The organism is Brevibacterium sp. W7.2, assembly GCF_018137945.1.
In the GTDB taxonomy this organism is placed as follows: domain Bacteria; phylum Actinomycetota; class Actinomycetes; order Actinomycetales; family Brevibacteriaceae; genus Brevibacterium; species Brevibacterium sanguinis.
In genome coordinates, this window is record NZ_CP073089.1 from 1552363 (window position 1) to 1568791 (window position 16429).

The window sequence follows — 16429 nt, forward strand, 5'->3', positions numbered from 1 at the left end:
ATGCGTTCGTGTGGTCAGCGATCATAGCCGCCGGCACGATGCGCCGACAGGTGGGCTGAAGGTGGTGGAGAGGAATCCGTCGACGGTGACGGAGATTTCGCCGAGGCGGTTGCGAATCCCGGATGCAGAAGCAGGTTGACGACATCTGTCGTTTCTGCGGCCATGAAAACCCCACTGACTGCGTGTGAATCGGTGGTCGCCCCGGAAGACGAGGCTCTCTGATCGGTTCGCGACGAGTCTAACAGAGCGATCGGAGCGGACTCCGAGGTGGGAATGGCTGTGATTCGAGGGCGGGGGAGCGGACGATCCGAGCGCGCGGATGCAGGTGAGGACGTGTCCCCGCCCACAAGGTGCCTGACGCGAGTGTGGACTAGAATGGTGCGGAATCATTGAAAAGTCTTTATAGGGAGAATCGTGGCCCAAGGGGATTCGCGAGACAGCCAGCACAACCGCCGACAGGACTCGTCGTCCTCGCGCGGGCCACGACATTCCGACCGCCGAGGCGGCTACCAGGGTCAGCGTCGCAACGACGACGACCGTCGCGGTGGTTACCAGGGCAATCGTCGTGACGATGACAGTCAGGGCGGTTACCGCGGGAACCGCGGCAACGATGATCGCCGAGGTGGCTTCGGCGGAGATCGCCGCAACGACGGTGAGCGCCGTGGTGGGTACCAGGGCAATCGTCGTGATGACGACCGCCGCGGTGGATTCGGCGGGGACCGTCGCAACGACGGTGATCGCCGTGGCGGGTACCAGGGCAATCGTCGTGATGACGACCGCCGGGGTGGCTACCAGGGCCAGCGTCGCAACGACGACGACCGTCGCGGTGGGTTCGGCGGAGATCGCCGCAACGACGGTGAACGTCGCGGCGGCTACCAGGGCCAGCGTCGTGACGAAGACCGCCAGGGCGGTTACCGCGGAAACCGCGGCAACGATGGTGAGCGTCGTGGCGGTTACCAGGGACAGCGTCGCAACGACGACGACCGTCGCGGTGGGTTCGGCGGAGATCGCCGCAACGACGGTGAACGTCGCGGCGGCTACCAGGGCAACCGTCGCGATGACGAACGTCGAGGCGGGTACCAGGGCCAGCGTCGTGACGATGACCGTCAGGGTGGTTACCGCGGGAACCGGGGCAACGATGACCGCCGAGGTGGCTACCAGGGACAGCGTCGTGATGATGATCGTCGGGGTGGGTTCGGCGGAGATCGCCGCAACAACGATGATCGACGTGGCGGGTACCAGGGCCAGCGCCGGGATGATGACCGCCGAGGCGGCTTCGGCGGAGATCGTCGCAACGACGGTGACCGCCGTGGTGGGTATCAGGGCAACCGTCGCGACGATGACCGTCGTGGTGGTTACCGCGGGAACCGCGACGATGACCGTCAGGGTGGCTACCGCGGCGACCGTCGTGGCGACGATCGCCGGGACGGCTACCAGGGCGGACGCGGCAGCGATCGCGGCGGCTACGGCCGCAACAACAACGACCGTCGCGCCTCCCGCGCTACCGACACGGGCGACTACGCACGCGAGCAGCGCGCTCGCCGCCCCCGCCTCCAGGAACCCGAGATCCCCGAGGACATCACCGGCAAGGAACTCGACAAGGAGATCCGCGGCCAGCTGCGCTCTCTCGACAAGGAGAACGCCGAGACCGTCGCCAGGCACCTCGTTGCGACCGGCGGCTTCCTCGACGTCGACCCCGAACGCGCCTACGAACACGCGAAGGCCGCAATGGCCCGCGCCGGCCGTGTCGGCCTCGTCCGTGAAGCACTCGGCATCGCGGCGTACCACGTGGAGAAGTATGACGAGGCCGTGCGCGAACTGCGCACGCACCGCCGCATCTCCGGGTCGAACGAGAACATCGCCCTCATCGCCGACGCCGAACGCGGCCGCGGCAAGCCGGAGAAGGCCCTCGAACTGCTCGAATGGGCCAAGGAAGCCGAACTCGACAATGACACCCGCACCGAGCTCGTCATCGTCGCCGCCGGCGCCAAGTCCGACCTCGGCGACATCGATGCAGCCCGCGCGCTCATCGAGGCAGAGGACTTCACCCAGCGTCCGAGCGGTGCGCTCGTCCGCCTGATGTCCGCCTACGCCGAGGTGCTGCGCCTCCACGGTGAGACCGAACTCGCCGACAAGTACGAAGAGCTCTCCCGCCGCACCGCGAAGGCCACGGGAACACTGTTCGGAGACGAAGAGCCCGACCCGAACTTCGGCGTCGAGATCGAGACCGTCGAAGAGATCCCCGACGAGGATCTCGAGGGCCCCGACGACGCAGACGCTGACTCGAATGCTGACGCCGACGTTGAGGTGGATTCGAATGCCGACACCGACGCGGAAGGCGACGCGGCAGTGGATGACATCGCGTCGAACGACACCGCGTCGAACGGCACGGTGTCGGACGAGACTACGACGACCGACGAGGGCACGCTGTACGCAGATGCCGGGCAGGCCGGCTCGACGGACGACGAAGCTCCGACCTCGACCGGTGAGGCGGCCAGCGCGGAATCCGCTGCCGACAACTCAGCAGCTGTCGCCGCGGAGGACGCTGCTCCGGCCGAGGACGCTGCTCCCGCCGCGGACCCCGATGAGCCGGCCGCTGCTGCGCCCGCCTCGAAGACGCATGTCTCCGAGAAGGAGCTGAAGAAGGTCAAAGTCTCCGAGGACGAGATCGAAGCCGAACTCGACGAGCTCCTCGCTGAAGCAGATGACGCCGAAGCAGACGACGCTGAAGCGGGCGTCTCCGATGCGACCGACGGTGACGTGATCGCCGACTCCGCCGAAGCGCCGAGCGACGCTGGCGACACCGCGGCCGATGACACTGCTACCACCGACACCGGGACCGACGAGCCGGAGGGATCGGACTCGGCGAACGGAGATCGGTGACGAAGGCCGCTGAGCACGCCCGAGACCACGGCGTCCCCGCGGGGACGCCGATCGACGGCGTGCTCTTCGACCTCGACGGCGTCGTCTACCACGGCCCCGAGGCCATCCCCGGCGCGGTCACCGGCATCACCGGACTCCACGACCGCGGCATCCCCGTCGGCTACGTGACGAACAATGCGACCCGCACCGCCGAGGTCGTCGCCGCCCACATCTCCGACCTCGGCATCCCCACCGCCCCCACCGATGTCATCACCTCACCGCAGGTCCTCGCGGCCCGCCTCAGCGAGGAATACGGCACGGGCGCGAAGATCCTCCTCGTCGGCACGACCGGGCTCTCCGAGGCGCTCACCCAAGCGGGCCTGACGATCGTCGACTCGCTCGAGGACTCTCCCGTCGCCCTCGCGCAGGGACTCGACCCGCACATCGACTACGCAGGCATCGTCCGCGCCGCCGAGGCGATCACCACCGGCCTCGACTGGTGGGCGACGAACCCCGACTTCTCGATGGTCGGCCGTGCGAGCAGGGTGCCCGGCAACGGCGCCTTCCTCGACATGCTCTCCCGCCTCACCGACAGAAGTCCGCGCATCGTCGGCAAACCCTCCCCGGACGTCATGAACCACGCCGGGAAGCGGCTCGGGTCCGCACGCCCACTCATGGTCGGCGACCGCCTCGACACCGACATCGAAGGCGGCAACCGGGCCGGCTTCGACACCGCCCTCGTCCTCACCGGCGTCCACGACCTCCACGACGCGCTGGCCGCGGACCCGATCCGCAGGCCCACGGTCATCCTGCCGACGCTTGACGACCTGCCGCGCGTGCTCGACTCAGCGACGGTGCGACCGCAGGGCGCAGAGGGACACGACGTGGAGCTTGCCCCCACCGTCAGCGGCAGGGAGCTCCACCTCGCCGAGGCGGCATTCACCGACCCGGCTGCGATCGAAGACGCCCTGCGTCTGGCGTGGCAGGCGATTGACGCCGGTGAGAGCATTGAGCCGGGAAATCTGCCGAGGAGGATCGATGACTGAGACCCCTGCCCCGACCCCGGGAAGCATCAACAAGGACGTCCCCGCCGAGGCGTGGAAGCGTGATCTCGCGGCGGCCGCCGAGGCCCCGGCCGCCGACCGGCACACCGCGATCTCCGCCCTCCTCGACGACCTCGACACCCAGGTGGGTGCTCTGTGAGCCACCCCGGCCCGACCCCTCCCGGCCAGCCAAACCCCGGCCCCGGCGACGCTCCACCGCACGGACCCCAGCCCCGGACCCGCCTCGACCGTGCACTCGTCGACCGCGGCCTGCTGCCCTCCCGCTCCCGCGCCGCCCGCGAGATCGCCGCCGGCCGCGTGAGCGTCAACGGCACCACCGTGGTCAAACCCGCCGTCGAAGTCACCGCCGCAGACACCCTCACCGTCGACGACCCCGACCCGTGGGTCGCCCGCAGCGCCCACAAACTCCTCGGCGCCCTCACCGACTTCGGCATCGACCGCCTCGACGGGCTCACCGCACTCGACGCCGGTGCCTCGACCGGCGGATTCACCCAGGTCCTCCTCAGCCGCGGCGTCGCCGAGGTCTGGGCCGTCGACGTCGGCCACGACCAGCTCGCCGAGTCCCTGCGCACCGACGACCGCGTCCACGTCCGCGAAGGCCTCAACCTCCGTGCCCTCGCAGGCTCCGATGTGCCCGCCCACGGCCTCGACCTCGTCGTCGCCGACGTCTCGTTCATATCCCTGCGCCTCCTCCTCGAACCCCTCTTGGCCACCGTCCGCCCCGGCGGCGAACTCCTCCTCATGGTCAAACCCCAGTTCGAACTCGCCCGCTCCGTCCTCGACAAGCACGGCGTCGTCACGAAGCCCGCCGACCGCCGCCGCGCGATCACCTCCGTCCTCGACGCGATCAACGCGACAGGGGCCCGCGTCACCGACATCGCCGCCTCGGCGCTTCCGGGACCCAGCGGAAACCGGGAGTACTTCCTGCGTGTTCGACCCGAATCCACCCCACCTGCGTCCGATAGGCTCGATACGGCGGCGGTCCGCGCCCGCCTCGAGGAGATCATGGAAGGAGAGTCGTGAGCCGGTACATCATGGTGCTGCTCCACCCGCAGCGCGAGGACTCCGCGGTCGCCGCGGTGCAGGTGTGGAAGGCCCTCCTCGACGACGGCATCACCCCCGTCGTCCTCGACGAGGAGATCCTCGACGTCGCCTCCCGCAGCTCCTACCCCGACGTCCACCAGGACCTCCTCTCCCGCTGCGTCATCATCAGCGCCAGCCAGCTCGCGACGTGGAAGACCAAGTGCGAACTCGTCATCGTGCTCGGCGGCGACGGTACGATTCTGCGCGCCGCCGAACGCTTCCACGGCTCCGGGGTCCCGCTCATGGGCATCAACCTCGGCCACGTCGGATTCCTCGCCGAAAGCGAGAAGGAGGACCTCGCCGAGGCGGTCCACCGTGCCTCCGAACGCGACTACCTCGTCGAGGAGCGGCTCGCCCTCGACGTCAGCGTCTGGCATGAGGGCGAGCAGATCTACTCGGCCTGGGCGCTCAACGAGGCGACCGTCGAGAAGACCTCGAAGTCACGGATGATCGACGTCGTCCTCGGCGTCGACTCCCGCCCCGTCTCCGCGTTCGGCTGCGACGGCGTCATCCTCGCGACCCCCACCGGGTCGACCGCGTACTCGTTCTCCGCCGGCGGGCCCATCGTGTGGCCCGAGGTCGAAGCGCTCCTCCTCGTCCCGATCTCCGCCCACGCGCTGTTCACCGAACCGCTCGTCGTCAACCCGAACTCCCGCCTCGGCGTGGAGATCACCCCATCGAACCCCGACTTCGCCGCCGTCCTCTGGTGCGACGGCCGCCGGGCCCTCGAACTGCCCGCCGGGGCCCGGGTCGAAGCGAAGCGCTCGGAGTCCCCGATCAAGCTCGCCCGCCTCCACACCGGTCCCTTCACCGACCGCCTCGTCGCGAAGTTCCGTCTCCCCGTCTCCGGGTGGCGGGGACCGATCGAGGGAGGCTGAATGATCTCCGAACTGCGCATCTCCCACCTCGGCGTCATCGCCGCAGCCGAGGTCGAACTCGCCCCCGGATTCACCGTCGTCACCGGTGAGACCGGTGCCGGCAAGACGATGTTCGTCTCTGCCCTCAGCCTGCTCATGGGGGAGAAGGTCGGCGCCGGCGTCGTCCGCACGGGCGCGGAGAAGGCCGAGGTCGAAGGCATCTTCACCGAGGTGCCCGAACCCGTCCAGACCCGCATCGAAGAGGCCGGGGGCAGCGCCGACGACGAAGCGATCATCTCCCGCACCGTCGCCAGCAAAGGCCGAGCCCGGGCCACCGCCGGCGGCCGGACCGTGCCCATCGGGGTGCTCTCCGAGATCGCCGATGACCTCATCACCCTCCACGGCCAGTCCGAACAGCTCCGACTCAAAGGCCAGACCGCCCAGCGCCGCCTCCTCGACTCAGCCGGAGGACCCGCACTCGCCGACGCCGCCGAGGCGTACCGGACCGCGTTCGGCCACTGGCGGGAGACCGAGGCCCGCGTCCAGCGGATCAAGGACTCCACCGCCGCCAGACGCGAACGCATCCTCTGGCTCCAAGGCTGCCTCGACGCGATCGACACCGTCCGCCCCCAACCCGGCGAGGACGAGGCGCTCACCGCCCTGGCCGCAAAGCTCGGTGCCGCCGCCGACATCACCCGCGCCGTCGGCGGCGCCCACGACCTCCTGCTGGGCTCCGAACTCGACGAGACCGGTGCCGCCGTCGACCGGGTCCACGAAGCGATCAGCGCACTCACCGACGTCGAGAGCTCCGACCCCGAACTCGTCCGCATCCGCGAGGGCCTCTCCGACACCGTGCTGCGCCTCTCCGACGCCGCCGCCGAACTGAGCTCCTACCTCTCCGGCTTCGACGAACTGGGGGAGACCTCGCTCGAGGAGACCGAAGCCCGCCGCGCCGAACTCGGCACGCTCGCCCCCTACGGGGAGACCGTCGCCGACGTCCTCGACTTCGAGACCCGCGCTGCCGCCGAACTCACCGAACTCGAAACCGAGGACCGCGACCTCGACCAGCTCGACGCCGAACTCGCCGCCGCCGAGGCGGCCATGCGGGAGAAGGGCCTGGCCCTGCGGGCCCTGCGCGAGGCGACCGCTGAGACGTTCTCGGCCGCGGTCAGCCGCGAGCTCACCGCCCTGTCGATGCCGAAGGCCGCCGTGGCCTTCGAGATCTCCGAACGGGAACCGACGAGTCACGGCATGGACGACATCCGCCTCACCTTCGCCCCGCACGACTCCTCGCCCGGTGACGACATCGGCAAGGTCGCCTCCGGCGGTGAGCTCTCCCGCGTCATGCTCGCCATCGAAGTCGTCCGCGCCGCCGAGGACGGGGTGCCGACCTACGTCTTCGACGAGGTCGACGCCGGCGTCGGCGGCAAGGCCGCCGTCGAGATCGGCCGGCGGCTCGCCGCCCTCGCCCGCCACGCTCAGGTCATCGTCGTCACCCACCTCCCGCAGGTCGCGGCGTGGGCGGACACGCACGTGACGATCGTCAAGGACGACGACGCGGAGACCGTGCGCTCCGGGGTCCGCGAACTGAGCGAGGACGAACGTGTGAGCGAACTCTCGCGGATGCTCGCAGGCATGGAGGACTCCGCCTCGGCGAAGGCCCACGCCGCCGAGCTCCTCGACTCCGCCCGGCAGGTCAAAGCCGGTGCGCCGACGCCTTCGTGAGAGAATGGGCGAACCATGAAAGCGCGCAGAATGAGGGAGACCCCCACGGTCCCGACCCGATCGGACCCGGCTCCGGCCAAACTCGACCGCCGGACGAAGGACCTCACGAAGCGCCTGGCCGCCGGTGACATCGCGGTCATCAAGCACTCCGACATCGACCGCGTCTCCGCCGAGGCCCTCGTCGCCTGCCGCCCCGTCGCCGTCATCAACGCCGACAAGTCGATCTCCGGTCGCTACCCGAACCTCGGGCCCGGGATCATCGTCGACGCCGGCATCCCGCTCATCGACGCCACCGGCGCGGAGATCTTCGACGCGATCACCGAAGGCGATGAGATCAGCATCGACGGCGGCACCGTCTACCTCGACGGCAAGGAGGTCGCCGCAGGCGTCGCACAGACCCCGGAGACGATCGCCGAGGACATGCACGAGGCCGAAGCCGGGATGAACTCCGTGCTCGTCGACTTCGTCGACAACACGATCGAGTACATCCGCAAGGACTCCGACCTCCTCTCCGCCGAACTCGTCGTCCCCGAGGTCCGCACCGACTTCGACGGCCGGCACGCCCTCATCGTCGTCCGCGGCTACCACTACAAAGAGGACCTCGCGATCCTCGCCCCCTACATCCGCGAATACCGGCCCCTGCTCATCGGCGTCGACGGCGGTGCCGACGCGATCCTCGAGGCCGGGTACAAACCCGACATGATCGTCGGCGACATGGACTCCGTGTCCGACTCCGCGCTCACCTCGGGCGCGGAGATCGTCGTCCACGCCTACCGCGACGGCCACGCCCCGGGCACCGAGCGCGTCAAGGCCCTCGGCGTCGACTGCGTCGCCTTCGCCGCCTCGGGCACGAGCGAGGACATCGCGATGCTGCTCGCCGACGACAAGGGCGCCGACCTCATCGTCGCCGTCGGCACCCACGACACGCTCATGGAGTTCCTCGACAAGGGCCGCAAGGGCATGGCCTCGACGTTCCTCACCCGCCTGCGTGTCGGGTCGAAGCTCATCGACGCCAAGGGCGTCTCCCTCCTCTACCGCCAGCGCATCTCGAGCCTCCAGCTCACCGTCCTCATCATCGCCGGCCTCGTCGCCCTCGGCGTCGCGATGGCCGCCACCGCGGCCGGTCAGACCTTCCTCGGTCTCATCGCCGCGCAGCTCGACGGCGTCTTCGGCTGGATCGGCTCCCTCTTCGGCGGCGACCCCACCGCTGCGACAGAATCCTCCGGTGCCCTGCGCGCCGTTCTCGACTCAAGGACTGCCTCGTGATCGATTTCCGCTACCATCTCGTCTCCCTCGTCTCGGTGTTCCTCGCCCTCGCCGTCGGCATCGTCCTCGGCGCCGGCCCCCTCAAGGAGCCCATCGGGGAGTCCCTGCAGAGCCAGGTCGACGCCCTGCGCACCGACCGCGACGACCTGCGCACCCAGCTCGAGGCCGCCGGCGGCAACATCGAGAAGCAGAACGAGTTCGTCTCCGCCGCGGCCCCCGAACTCATCGGCGGCACCCTCAACGACACGCAGATCAGCGTCATCACCGGCCCCGAGGCGAACGCCGAGCAGGTCGAACAGGTGACCAACCGGATCCAGGAGGCCGGCGGTCAGATCGCCGGTGACGTCGCCTTCGTCGTGGACACGCTCACCGTCGACGGCTCCGGTGACTTCCTCACCACCCTGCGCGGCATCGTCCCGGGTCTGCCCGCCGACGATGCGACCGCGCTGCGCTCGGCGCTCGTCATCGCCCTCACCGGCCGGGCCTCGATGATCACCGAAGGCCAGGAGCGCGACGACGCCGAGGCGAAGGCCACCGACCTCTACAACGCCTTCATCGACGCCGGCCGGCTGCGCAGCGACACCGACCACCGCACGACCGAGCTCTTCGTCATCATCGACGACGAGAACTCCCAGCTCGCCGACGAGACGCAGCCGAGCCCCGAGGCGACCGGCGACAAGGCCACCCGCGAGGTCATCACCGACTTCGTCAACGCCCTGACCGCCGAATCGAAGGCCGTCGTCGTCGCCGGTGACGCCGGCTCCGCCCAGAACGGGCTCGTCAACGTCCTGCGCACCGAGAAGTCCCGGGCCTCGACCGTCGACGGCCTCGGCCTCGGCGCCGGACCCATCATCACCGTCCGCGCGATCGCGGCGGCCAACAACGGCACCCACGGCCACTGGGGCTTCGCCTCGGACGCCGAAGCGGTCCTGCCCGGAAAGGTCTGACATGATCCGCACGATCGTCTCCTCCGCCGTCGCCGGACTCCTCGGGTACGGCGTGACGAAGGCCCTGCTGTCCTCCCCGCTGCGCAGGCACCCGCGCGTCGTCCGCACCAACCACGCCGGGGAGGACGTCACCCTCCTCGAAGGCCCCGCCGTGGCCGCAGGCCTGCTCGCCGGCAGCGTCCTCATCGAGGACCCCCGCCAGCGGGCGGCGACCCTGCTCGCCACTGCCGCCTCCGGTGCCCTCGGCGCCGTCGACGACTTCATGGAATCCGGCAGCTCGAAGGGCCTGCGCGGTCACCTCAGCGCTCTGGCCCGCGGGGAGGTCACGACCGGGGCGCTCAAGGTCACCGGCATCCCGGCCGCCGCGATCATCGCCGCGGCCGTCCTCGGCCCCGACGCCCATCGCCGCCGGAACATCGTCGCCGCGGCACTCCCGCAGTGGGCGCAGCCGGCGCACGAGCGCTCGTGGATCGCTGCGACCGTCGACACCGTCGTCACCGGGGGAGTCATCGCCGGATCGGCGAACCTCTTCAACCTCCTCGACCTCCGTCCGGGACGCGCGCTCAAAGCCGGTCTCCTCGTGGCGGGCCTCATGCCGCACCGCCGCGGGGTCACCTGGGTGCCGACCGCCGTCGTCACCGGAACGACCGCAGCGGCCTGGCCCGACGACCTCGGCGGGACCGCGATGCTCGGCGACACCGGCGCCAACGCCCTCGGCGCCGCCCTCGGCACGACGGTCGCGGCGAACTCGACGGCCGGTCAGCGCGCTGTCGTCCTCGGCGTGCTCGTCGGCCTCACCCTGCTCAGCGAGAAGGTCTCGTTCACGTCGATCATCGAATCCACCCCCGGACTGCGGGAGATCGACGCCTTCGGGCGTGAGGTGAAGTGAACAGGCTCGTCCGGCTCTTCGCCTCGGCGGCGCTGCTCGTCTCGATCATCACCCTGATCACCCGGCTCGTCGGGTTCCTCCGCTGGCTCGTCTTCTCGAACTCGGTCGGCGCCGGCACCGTCGGCACCGCCTACCAGACGGCCAACCAGGTCCCGAACATCCTCTTCGAGGTCGTCGCCGGCGGCGCCCTGGCCGGCGCGGTCATCCCCCTGCTCGCCGTGCCCCTGGCCCGGGCGGACCGGGAGACGGCGAGCCGGATCGCCTCGGCGCTGCTGACGTGGGCGGTGAGCGTGACGCTGCCGCTGACGCTCCTCGTCGCCGTCTTCGCCCAGCCGATCGCCGCCGTGCTCATCCCGCCCGGCGACCACGGCGCCGGCACCCAGCAGACGGCGACGGCGGTCCTCCTCCTCATGTTCGCCCCGCAGCTCGTCCTCTACGGCATCGGCGCCGTCCTCACCGGCGTCCTCCAGGCGCACCGGAAGTTCCTCTGGCCCGCGTTCGCCCCGCTGCTCTCCAGCCTCGTCGTCATCGGCTCCTACATCACCTACGCCGGTGTCGGCGGCACGGACGCGACGTGGCAGACCCACATCGGATGGCTCGGCTGGGGAACGACGGCCGGCGTCGCCGCCCTCGCGCTGCCCCTGGCCCTGCCGATGCGCTCGACGGGTCTGCGGATCCGCCCGACGTGGACGTTCCCGCCCGGTGTCGCCCGGCGCGCCCTGCGCCTGGCCGGCGCCGGGATGGCGGCCCTGCTCGCCCAGCAGGGGGCCGTGCTCGTCACGATGCTCCTGTCCAACCGCTCCGGCGGCACCGGCACGTTCGTCCTCTTCAACTACATCAACGCCGTCTACCTCCTGCCCTACGCGGTCCTCGCGATCCCCGTCGTCACGGTGATGTTCCCGACGATCTCGACGTGGGTGGGCCGCGCCGGCGACCCCGCGGCGACCGCGGGCGACCGGGAGGCCGCCCGGACCCGGCTGCACTCGCTCACGGCGACCACCTCGGCGGTCATCATCACCATCGGACTGCTCGGCACCGTCATCCTCATGAGCGCGGCCGGACCGCTCGAGTACTTCTTCACCGCAATCGACGCCGTCGGCGGCGAGGACTCCGCCCCGTTCTCCGCGATGAGCGCGGCGATCGTCGTCATGGCCCTCGCCGTGCCCGGCTGGTCGTTCATCGCGTGGGGCTCGCGGATCTTCTACGCCCTCGAACGCTCCCGCCACGCCGCCGTGGCGACGACGATCGGCTGGGTCCTCGTCATCGTCGGCATGATCGCCGCGATCGCCGTGACGAACGCGCAGGGCAACCCGGACCGCACCCTCGTCGCGATCTGCCTCGGCTACGTCCTCGGCATGACCGCCGCCGCCGTGTCCCTGCTCATCTCGATCCGCCGCGTCCTCGGCCCCGGCGGACTCACCGGGGTGCTGCGCCGCAGCGTCCTCTCCCTCGTCGCGGCCGGCATCGCGTCGGTCATCGGCACGCTCGCCGCCCGCTGGCTCGCCGGGCTCCTCGGCACCACGGCAGCCCCCTCGGTCGTCGTCGGCATCCTCGCCGCCCTCATCGGGTGCCTCGTCTTCGGACTCATCGTCCTCCTCGACCGCAGCTACCTCGCCGAGGTGCGCGGCCTGCTCGCCTCCCGCCGCTCCACCGCGCCCACGCCGCCGGTGACCGGTCCGCCCGCAGGCACCGACCACGTCCCCGGCGCCTCACCGACCCCGAACGAGGAGAACCCATGAGGATCGTCTACGTCATCGGCACCTCGACCGGAGGAGTCGGCACCCACGTGCGGGCCCTGGCCCGCGACGTCGCCGCGGCCGGTCACGAGGTCGGCGTCGTCGGCCCCGCCGCCACCGACGAGCAGTTCGGGTTCTCCGCGCTGCCCGGGGTGCGCTTCGCCGCCCTCGACGTCGGCACCGGGGTCGGCCCCCGCGACACCGGGCTCGTCACCGCGCTGCGAAGGATCCTCCGCCGCTTCGGCCCCGACGTCGTCCACGCGCACGGCTTCCGCGCCGGCCTCCTCGCCCTTCTCGCGACCCGCCTGCTGCGCCCCCGCCCGCGCTTCATCGTCAGCCTCCACAACCAGGCGGCGGGCACGGGACTGCGCGGCCGCATCGAGACCGGGATTGAGCGGCTGCTCGCCCGCGGCGCCGACGTCACGCTGGCCGCGAGTACCGACCTCGTCATCCGCGCCCACGACCTCGGTGCCCGCGACGCCCGGTTCGCGCCCGCCGCCGCACCGCCGGTGCGCGAGGTCAGCACCGCCGAGGCGACCGCGACCCGTGAGGCGCTCGCCGCCGAGTACGGGTTCCCCGCCGACGCCGCCATCGTCCTCGCCGTCGGCCGCGTCGCCCCGCAGAAGAACTACGCCATGCTCGTCCGCGCGCTCGCCCGCCTCGGGAAGCACTCGGGTGACCTCGTCGTCCTCGTCGCCGGTGCCGCCGATGAGACCGTGCTCGCCGAGATCCGCGCACAGTACGCGACCGCGGCGACCGCCTCGGCGCTGCCCGCCCTCCATTTCCTCGGACCCCGCGACGACATCGCCGAACTCATCGCCGCCGCCGACATCTCCGTCCTCACGAGCCGCTGGGAGGCCCGCGCACTCGTCCTCCAGGAGGCTCTGCTCTCCGGGCAGGCGATCATCGCGACCGCCACCGGGGGGACCCCGGAGCTCGTCGGCGACGCCGGGATCCTCATCGCCTCCGACGACGACGCGGCACTGGCCGAGGCGATCGGAGACCTCGCCGCCGACCCCGGCCGGCGCACCGAGCTCGGGGACCGGGCGCGGGCGCGGGGAGCCGAACTCCCCGACGAGGCCGCGGTCGCCGCAGAGATCCTGGCCGTCTACGCTGAAGCGCCCGTCGCCCCAGGTAGGCTTGAAGGCAACTGAGTAGAAAGAGGATGAGGGAATGAGCCACACCGCCGAGATCCAGCCGCTGAGCACCGCCACGAGGATCCTCCACGTGCTCGCCGAGACGACGGGACCCGTCGCCGAGGTCGCGAAGATCGCCGTGATCGGCCATCTCAAGGCCGGTTTCAAGGTCGGACTCGCCGCTCACCCGGACCTCCTCGAGACGATCGACGTGCCAGCGGACCTGCGGGAGAACTACCGGGAGATCCCGCTGACGGCCAAGCGGCGGCTGAGCCCCTCGGACCCGAACTCGGCCTTCATCCTCCACAAGCACTACCCGCACGTCGACATCGTCCACGCCCACGGCCTCCACGCCGCCACCCTGGCCGGTCTCGGCTTCACGGGACTGCCCTCCCGGCTCCACCCGACGGCCGTGGCCACGGTGGAGAACTTCGACCCCGCCGATGTCATCGAGAAGACCGGCGCCGAGGTGGTCGCCCGGACCGCGACCGCCGTGCTCGGCACCACCGAACCCGTCGTCGAATGGTTCGCCGGCTCCGTCCCGCTCGTCGAACGCGCCGAACTCGTCACCCCCGACATCGACACCGACCTCACGGTGACGATGTCCCGGGCGCAGGTGCGCAGGCAGCTGGGCATCAAGGACGGCACGTGGATGATCGCGAGCCCGATCGCGCTCAAGGACCACACGGCACTGGCCACCGTCCTCGACGCCGCCGGCCAGATCAACTCCCGCCGCCGCGACCGCCGCGCCGTCACCGTGCTCACCGGCACCGGCCGGGACCGGAGGACCGTGGCGAACTCGTTCGCCGACCGCGGCGTCATCGTCGCCCCGGCCGACGACCTCGTCGACGTCGTCGCCGCCGCCGATGTCGTCATCGCCGCGGAGTCCATGACCGGGCTCAGCCATGAGGACCTCATGCAGCTGTCGAAGCCGACGATCTTCATCGGCAACGAGCGTCGGGCCGGCATCTGGGGCGATTCGGCGCCGATCGTCGCCCCCGACGACACGGACGGCCTGCTGCGTGAGATCAATCATCTTCTCGACGACCCCGCCGCCCGCGGCGCGCAGGCGATCGCCGCGAAGAAGCGGGTCATCGACGTCGACAACCCCGGTCAGATCGCCTCGAGCCTCCTCGGCGTCTACGCCGAGGCCGACGCCGCGTCGAATTCCCGACAGCCGGTTTGATAGAATCAAATTCCGTGGTGAATCGTATCGGGGCCCAAGAGCCGAACACAGTCAAGCACATCTTCGTCACCGGAGGCGTCGCCTCCTCTCTCGGCAAGGGTCTGACGGCATCGAGCCTCGGACACCTGCTCACTCAGCGCGGCATCAAGGTCGCCATGCAGAAGCTCGACCCCTACCTCAACGTCGACCCGGGAACGATGAATCCGTTCCAGCACGGTGAGGTCTTCGTCACCGAGGATGGAGCGGAGACCGACCTCGACATCGGTCACTACGAGCGCTTCCTCGACATCGACCTCGATGGTGCCGCGAACGTCACCACCGGACAGGTCTACTCCTCGGTCATCGCCAAGGAGCGCCGCGGCGCCTACCTCGGCGACACCGTCCAGGTCATCCCGCACATCACGGACGAGATCAAGTCCCGGATGCGCGCGCAGGCCGAACGTCCCGCCGAGGACCGTCCCGATGTCATCATCACCGAGATCGGCGGCACCGTCGGCGACATCGAGTCCCAGCCGTTCCTCGAGGCCGCCCGCCAGGTCCGCCACGACGTCGGCCGCGACAACGTCTTCTTCATCCATGTCTCCCTCGTGCCCTACCTCGGGCCCTCGGGGGAGCTGAAGACGAAGCCGACCCAGCACTCCGTGGCCGCCCTGCGCTCGATCGGCATCCAGCCCGATTCGATCGTGCTCCGCTCCGACCGCGACCTGCCGGACTCGATCCGGGCGAAGATCGCCTCGGCCAGCGACGTCGACCTCGAAGCCGTCGTTCCCTGCGTCGACGCCTCGAGCATCTACGAGATCCCCAAGGTCCTCCATGACGGCGGTCTCGACGTCTACGTCATCCGCCGTCTCAACCTGCCCTTCCGCGACGTCGACTGGACGAAGTGGGACTGGGTCCTCGAACGCGTCCACAATCCGGCGCACGAAGTGCGCATCGGCGTCGTCGGCAAGTACATCGACCTGCCCGACGCGTACCTCTCCGTCACCGAGGCGCTGCGCCACGGCGGGTTCGCCAACGACGCCCGCGTGAAGATCGAGTGGATCCAGTCCGATGAGTGCGACTCCGAGGCCGGTGCGGCCGCGGCGCTGTCGGGTCTCGACGCGATCTGCATCCCCGGCGGCTTCGGCGTCCGCGGCATCGAGGGCAAGGTCGGTGCGCTCCGCTACGCCCGCGAGAACGGGATTCCGACGCTCGGCCTGTGCCTGGGCCTGCAGTGCATGGTCATCGAGTACGCCCGGAACGCCGCCGGCATCGAGGGCGCGTCGTCGTCGGAGTTCGACCCCGACACGCAGTTCCCCGTCGTCGCGACGATGGCCGAGCAGATGTCGATCGTCGACGGCGAGGGCGACCTCGGCGGCACGATGCGCCTGGGCACGTACCAGGCGAAGCTCACCGAGGGCAGCGTCGCCGCCGGCGCGTACGGGGCGACCGACATCAGCGAACGCCACCGTCACCGCTACGAGGTCAACAACGCCTACCGCGATGAGCTCGCCGAGGCGGGGCTGCAGTTCTCCGGCACCTCACCCAACGGTGAGCTCGTCGAATTCGTCGAGCTGCCCGCCGACGTCCACCCGTACTACGTGTCGACGCAGGCGCACCCCGAGCTGAAGTCGCGCCCGACGAAGCCGCATCCGCTCTTCGCCGGACTCGTCGCCGCCGCCCTGGCCAACCGGTGAGG

General features: G+C 70.4%; 14 protein-coding genes. 13 read left to right on the forward strand and 1 reads right to left on the reverse strand.

Annotated features, from left to right (window positions below):
• Window positions 1–21: 21 nt before the first annotated feature.
• Complete coding sequence (locus J9315_RS06935) at window positions 22–1716, reverse strand: hypothetical protein (protein WP_211979127.1); 1695 nt, start codon at window positions 1714–1716, stop codon at window positions 22–24.
• A gap of 12 nt (window positions 1717–1728) precedes the next feature.
• Here J9315_RS06935 and J9315_RS06940 point away from each other — a divergent pair, with 12 nt between their 5' ends.
• From J9315_RS06940 to J9315_RS07000, 13 genes are read left to right on the forward strand one after another with little or no spacing between them, the layout of a single operon-like run.
• Entirely contained in the window at window positions 1729–2883 is a 1155-nt protein-coding gene (locus tag J9315_RS06940) for a hypothetical protein (RefSeq protein WP_211979128.1), read from the forward strand.
• Window positions 2880–3908, forward strand: a complete 1029-nt coding sequence (locus J9315_RS06945; protein ID WP_211979129.1) for an HAD-IIA family hydrolase — start codon at window positions 2880–2882, stop codon at window positions 3906–3908. Before J9315_RS06940 ends, J9315_RS06945 begins: the two co-directional genes overlap by 4 nt.
• Window positions 3901–4065 carry a hypothetical protein gene (locus J9315_RS06950; protein ID WP_211979130.1) on the forward strand — a complete coding sequence of 55 codons (165 nt, stop codon included), beginning with the start codon at window positions 3901–3903 and terminating at the stop codon, window positions 4063–4065. Before J9315_RS06945 ends, J9315_RS06950 begins: the two co-directional genes overlap by 8 nt.
• Window positions 4062–4949: a TlyA family RNA methyltransferase gene (locus J9315_RS06955; protein WP_211979131.1), complete on the forward strand. Its 888-nt coding sequence runs from the start codon at window positions 4062–4064 to the stop codon at window positions 4947–4949. The genes J9315_RS06950 and J9315_RS06955 overlap by 4 nt, the downstream gene beginning before the upstream one ends.
• Complete coding sequence (locus tag J9315_RS06960; protein WP_211979132.1) at window positions 4946–5887, forward strand: NAD kinase; 942 nt, start codon at window positions 4946–4948, stop codon at window positions 5885–5887. Before J9315_RS06955 ends, J9315_RS06960 begins: the two co-directional genes overlap by 4 nt.
• Entirely contained in the window at window positions 5888–7591 is a 1704-nt protein-coding gene (recN, locus tag J9315_RS06965; RefSeq protein WP_211979133.1) for a DNA repair protein RecN, read from the forward strand.
• Between the two features lie 15 nt (window positions 7592–7606).
• On the forward strand, window positions 7607–8857 hold the full coding sequence (steA, locus tag J9315_RS06970) for a putative cytokinetic ring protein SteA (RefSeq protein WP_198499042.1): 1251 nt from the start codon (window positions 7607–7609) through the stop codon (window positions 8855–8857).
• Complete coding sequence (locus tag J9315_RS06975; RefSeq protein WP_198499041.1) at window positions 8854–9804, forward strand: copper transporter; 951 nt, start codon at window positions 8854–8856, stop codon at window positions 9802–9804. Before steA ends, J9315_RS06975 begins: the two co-directional genes overlap by 4 nt.
• Window position 9805: 1 nt before the next feature.
• Window positions 9806–10693, forward strand: a complete 888-nt coding sequence (locus J9315_RS06980; RefSeq protein ID WP_198499040.1) for a hypothetical protein — start codon at window positions 9806–9808, stop codon at window positions 10691–10693.
• The gene (locus J9315_RS06985; protein ID WP_198499039.1) at window positions 10690–12432 is read left to right on the forward strand and encodes a lipid II flippase MurJ; all 1743 of its coding nucleotides are present in this window, start codon (window positions 10690–10692) and stop codon (window positions 12430–12432) included. Before J9315_RS06980 ends, J9315_RS06985 begins: the two co-directional genes overlap by 4 nt.
• Window positions 12429–13583 carry a glycosyltransferase family 4 protein gene (locus J9315_RS06990; protein ID WP_198499038.1) on the forward strand — a complete coding sequence of 385 codons (1155 nt, stop codon included), beginning with the start codon at window positions 12429–12431 and terminating at the stop codon, window positions 13581–13583. The genes J9315_RS06985 and J9315_RS06990 overlap by 4 nt, the downstream gene beginning before the upstream one ends.
• A 19-nt stretch (window positions 13584–13602) precedes the next feature.
• Window positions 13603–14751: a group 1 glycosyl transferase gene (locus J9315_RS06995; protein WP_198499037.1), complete on the forward strand. Its 1149-nt coding sequence runs from the start codon at window positions 13603–13605 to the stop codon at window positions 14749–14751.
• Window positions 14748–16427, forward strand: coding sequence for a CTP synthase (locus J9315_RS07000; protein ID WP_198499036.1), 1680 nt, complete (start codon window positions 14748–14750; stop codon window positions 16425–16427). The genes J9315_RS06995 and J9315_RS07000 overlap by 4 nt, the downstream gene beginning before the upstream one ends.
• The last annotated feature ends 2 nt before the right edge of the window (window positions 16428–16429 follow it).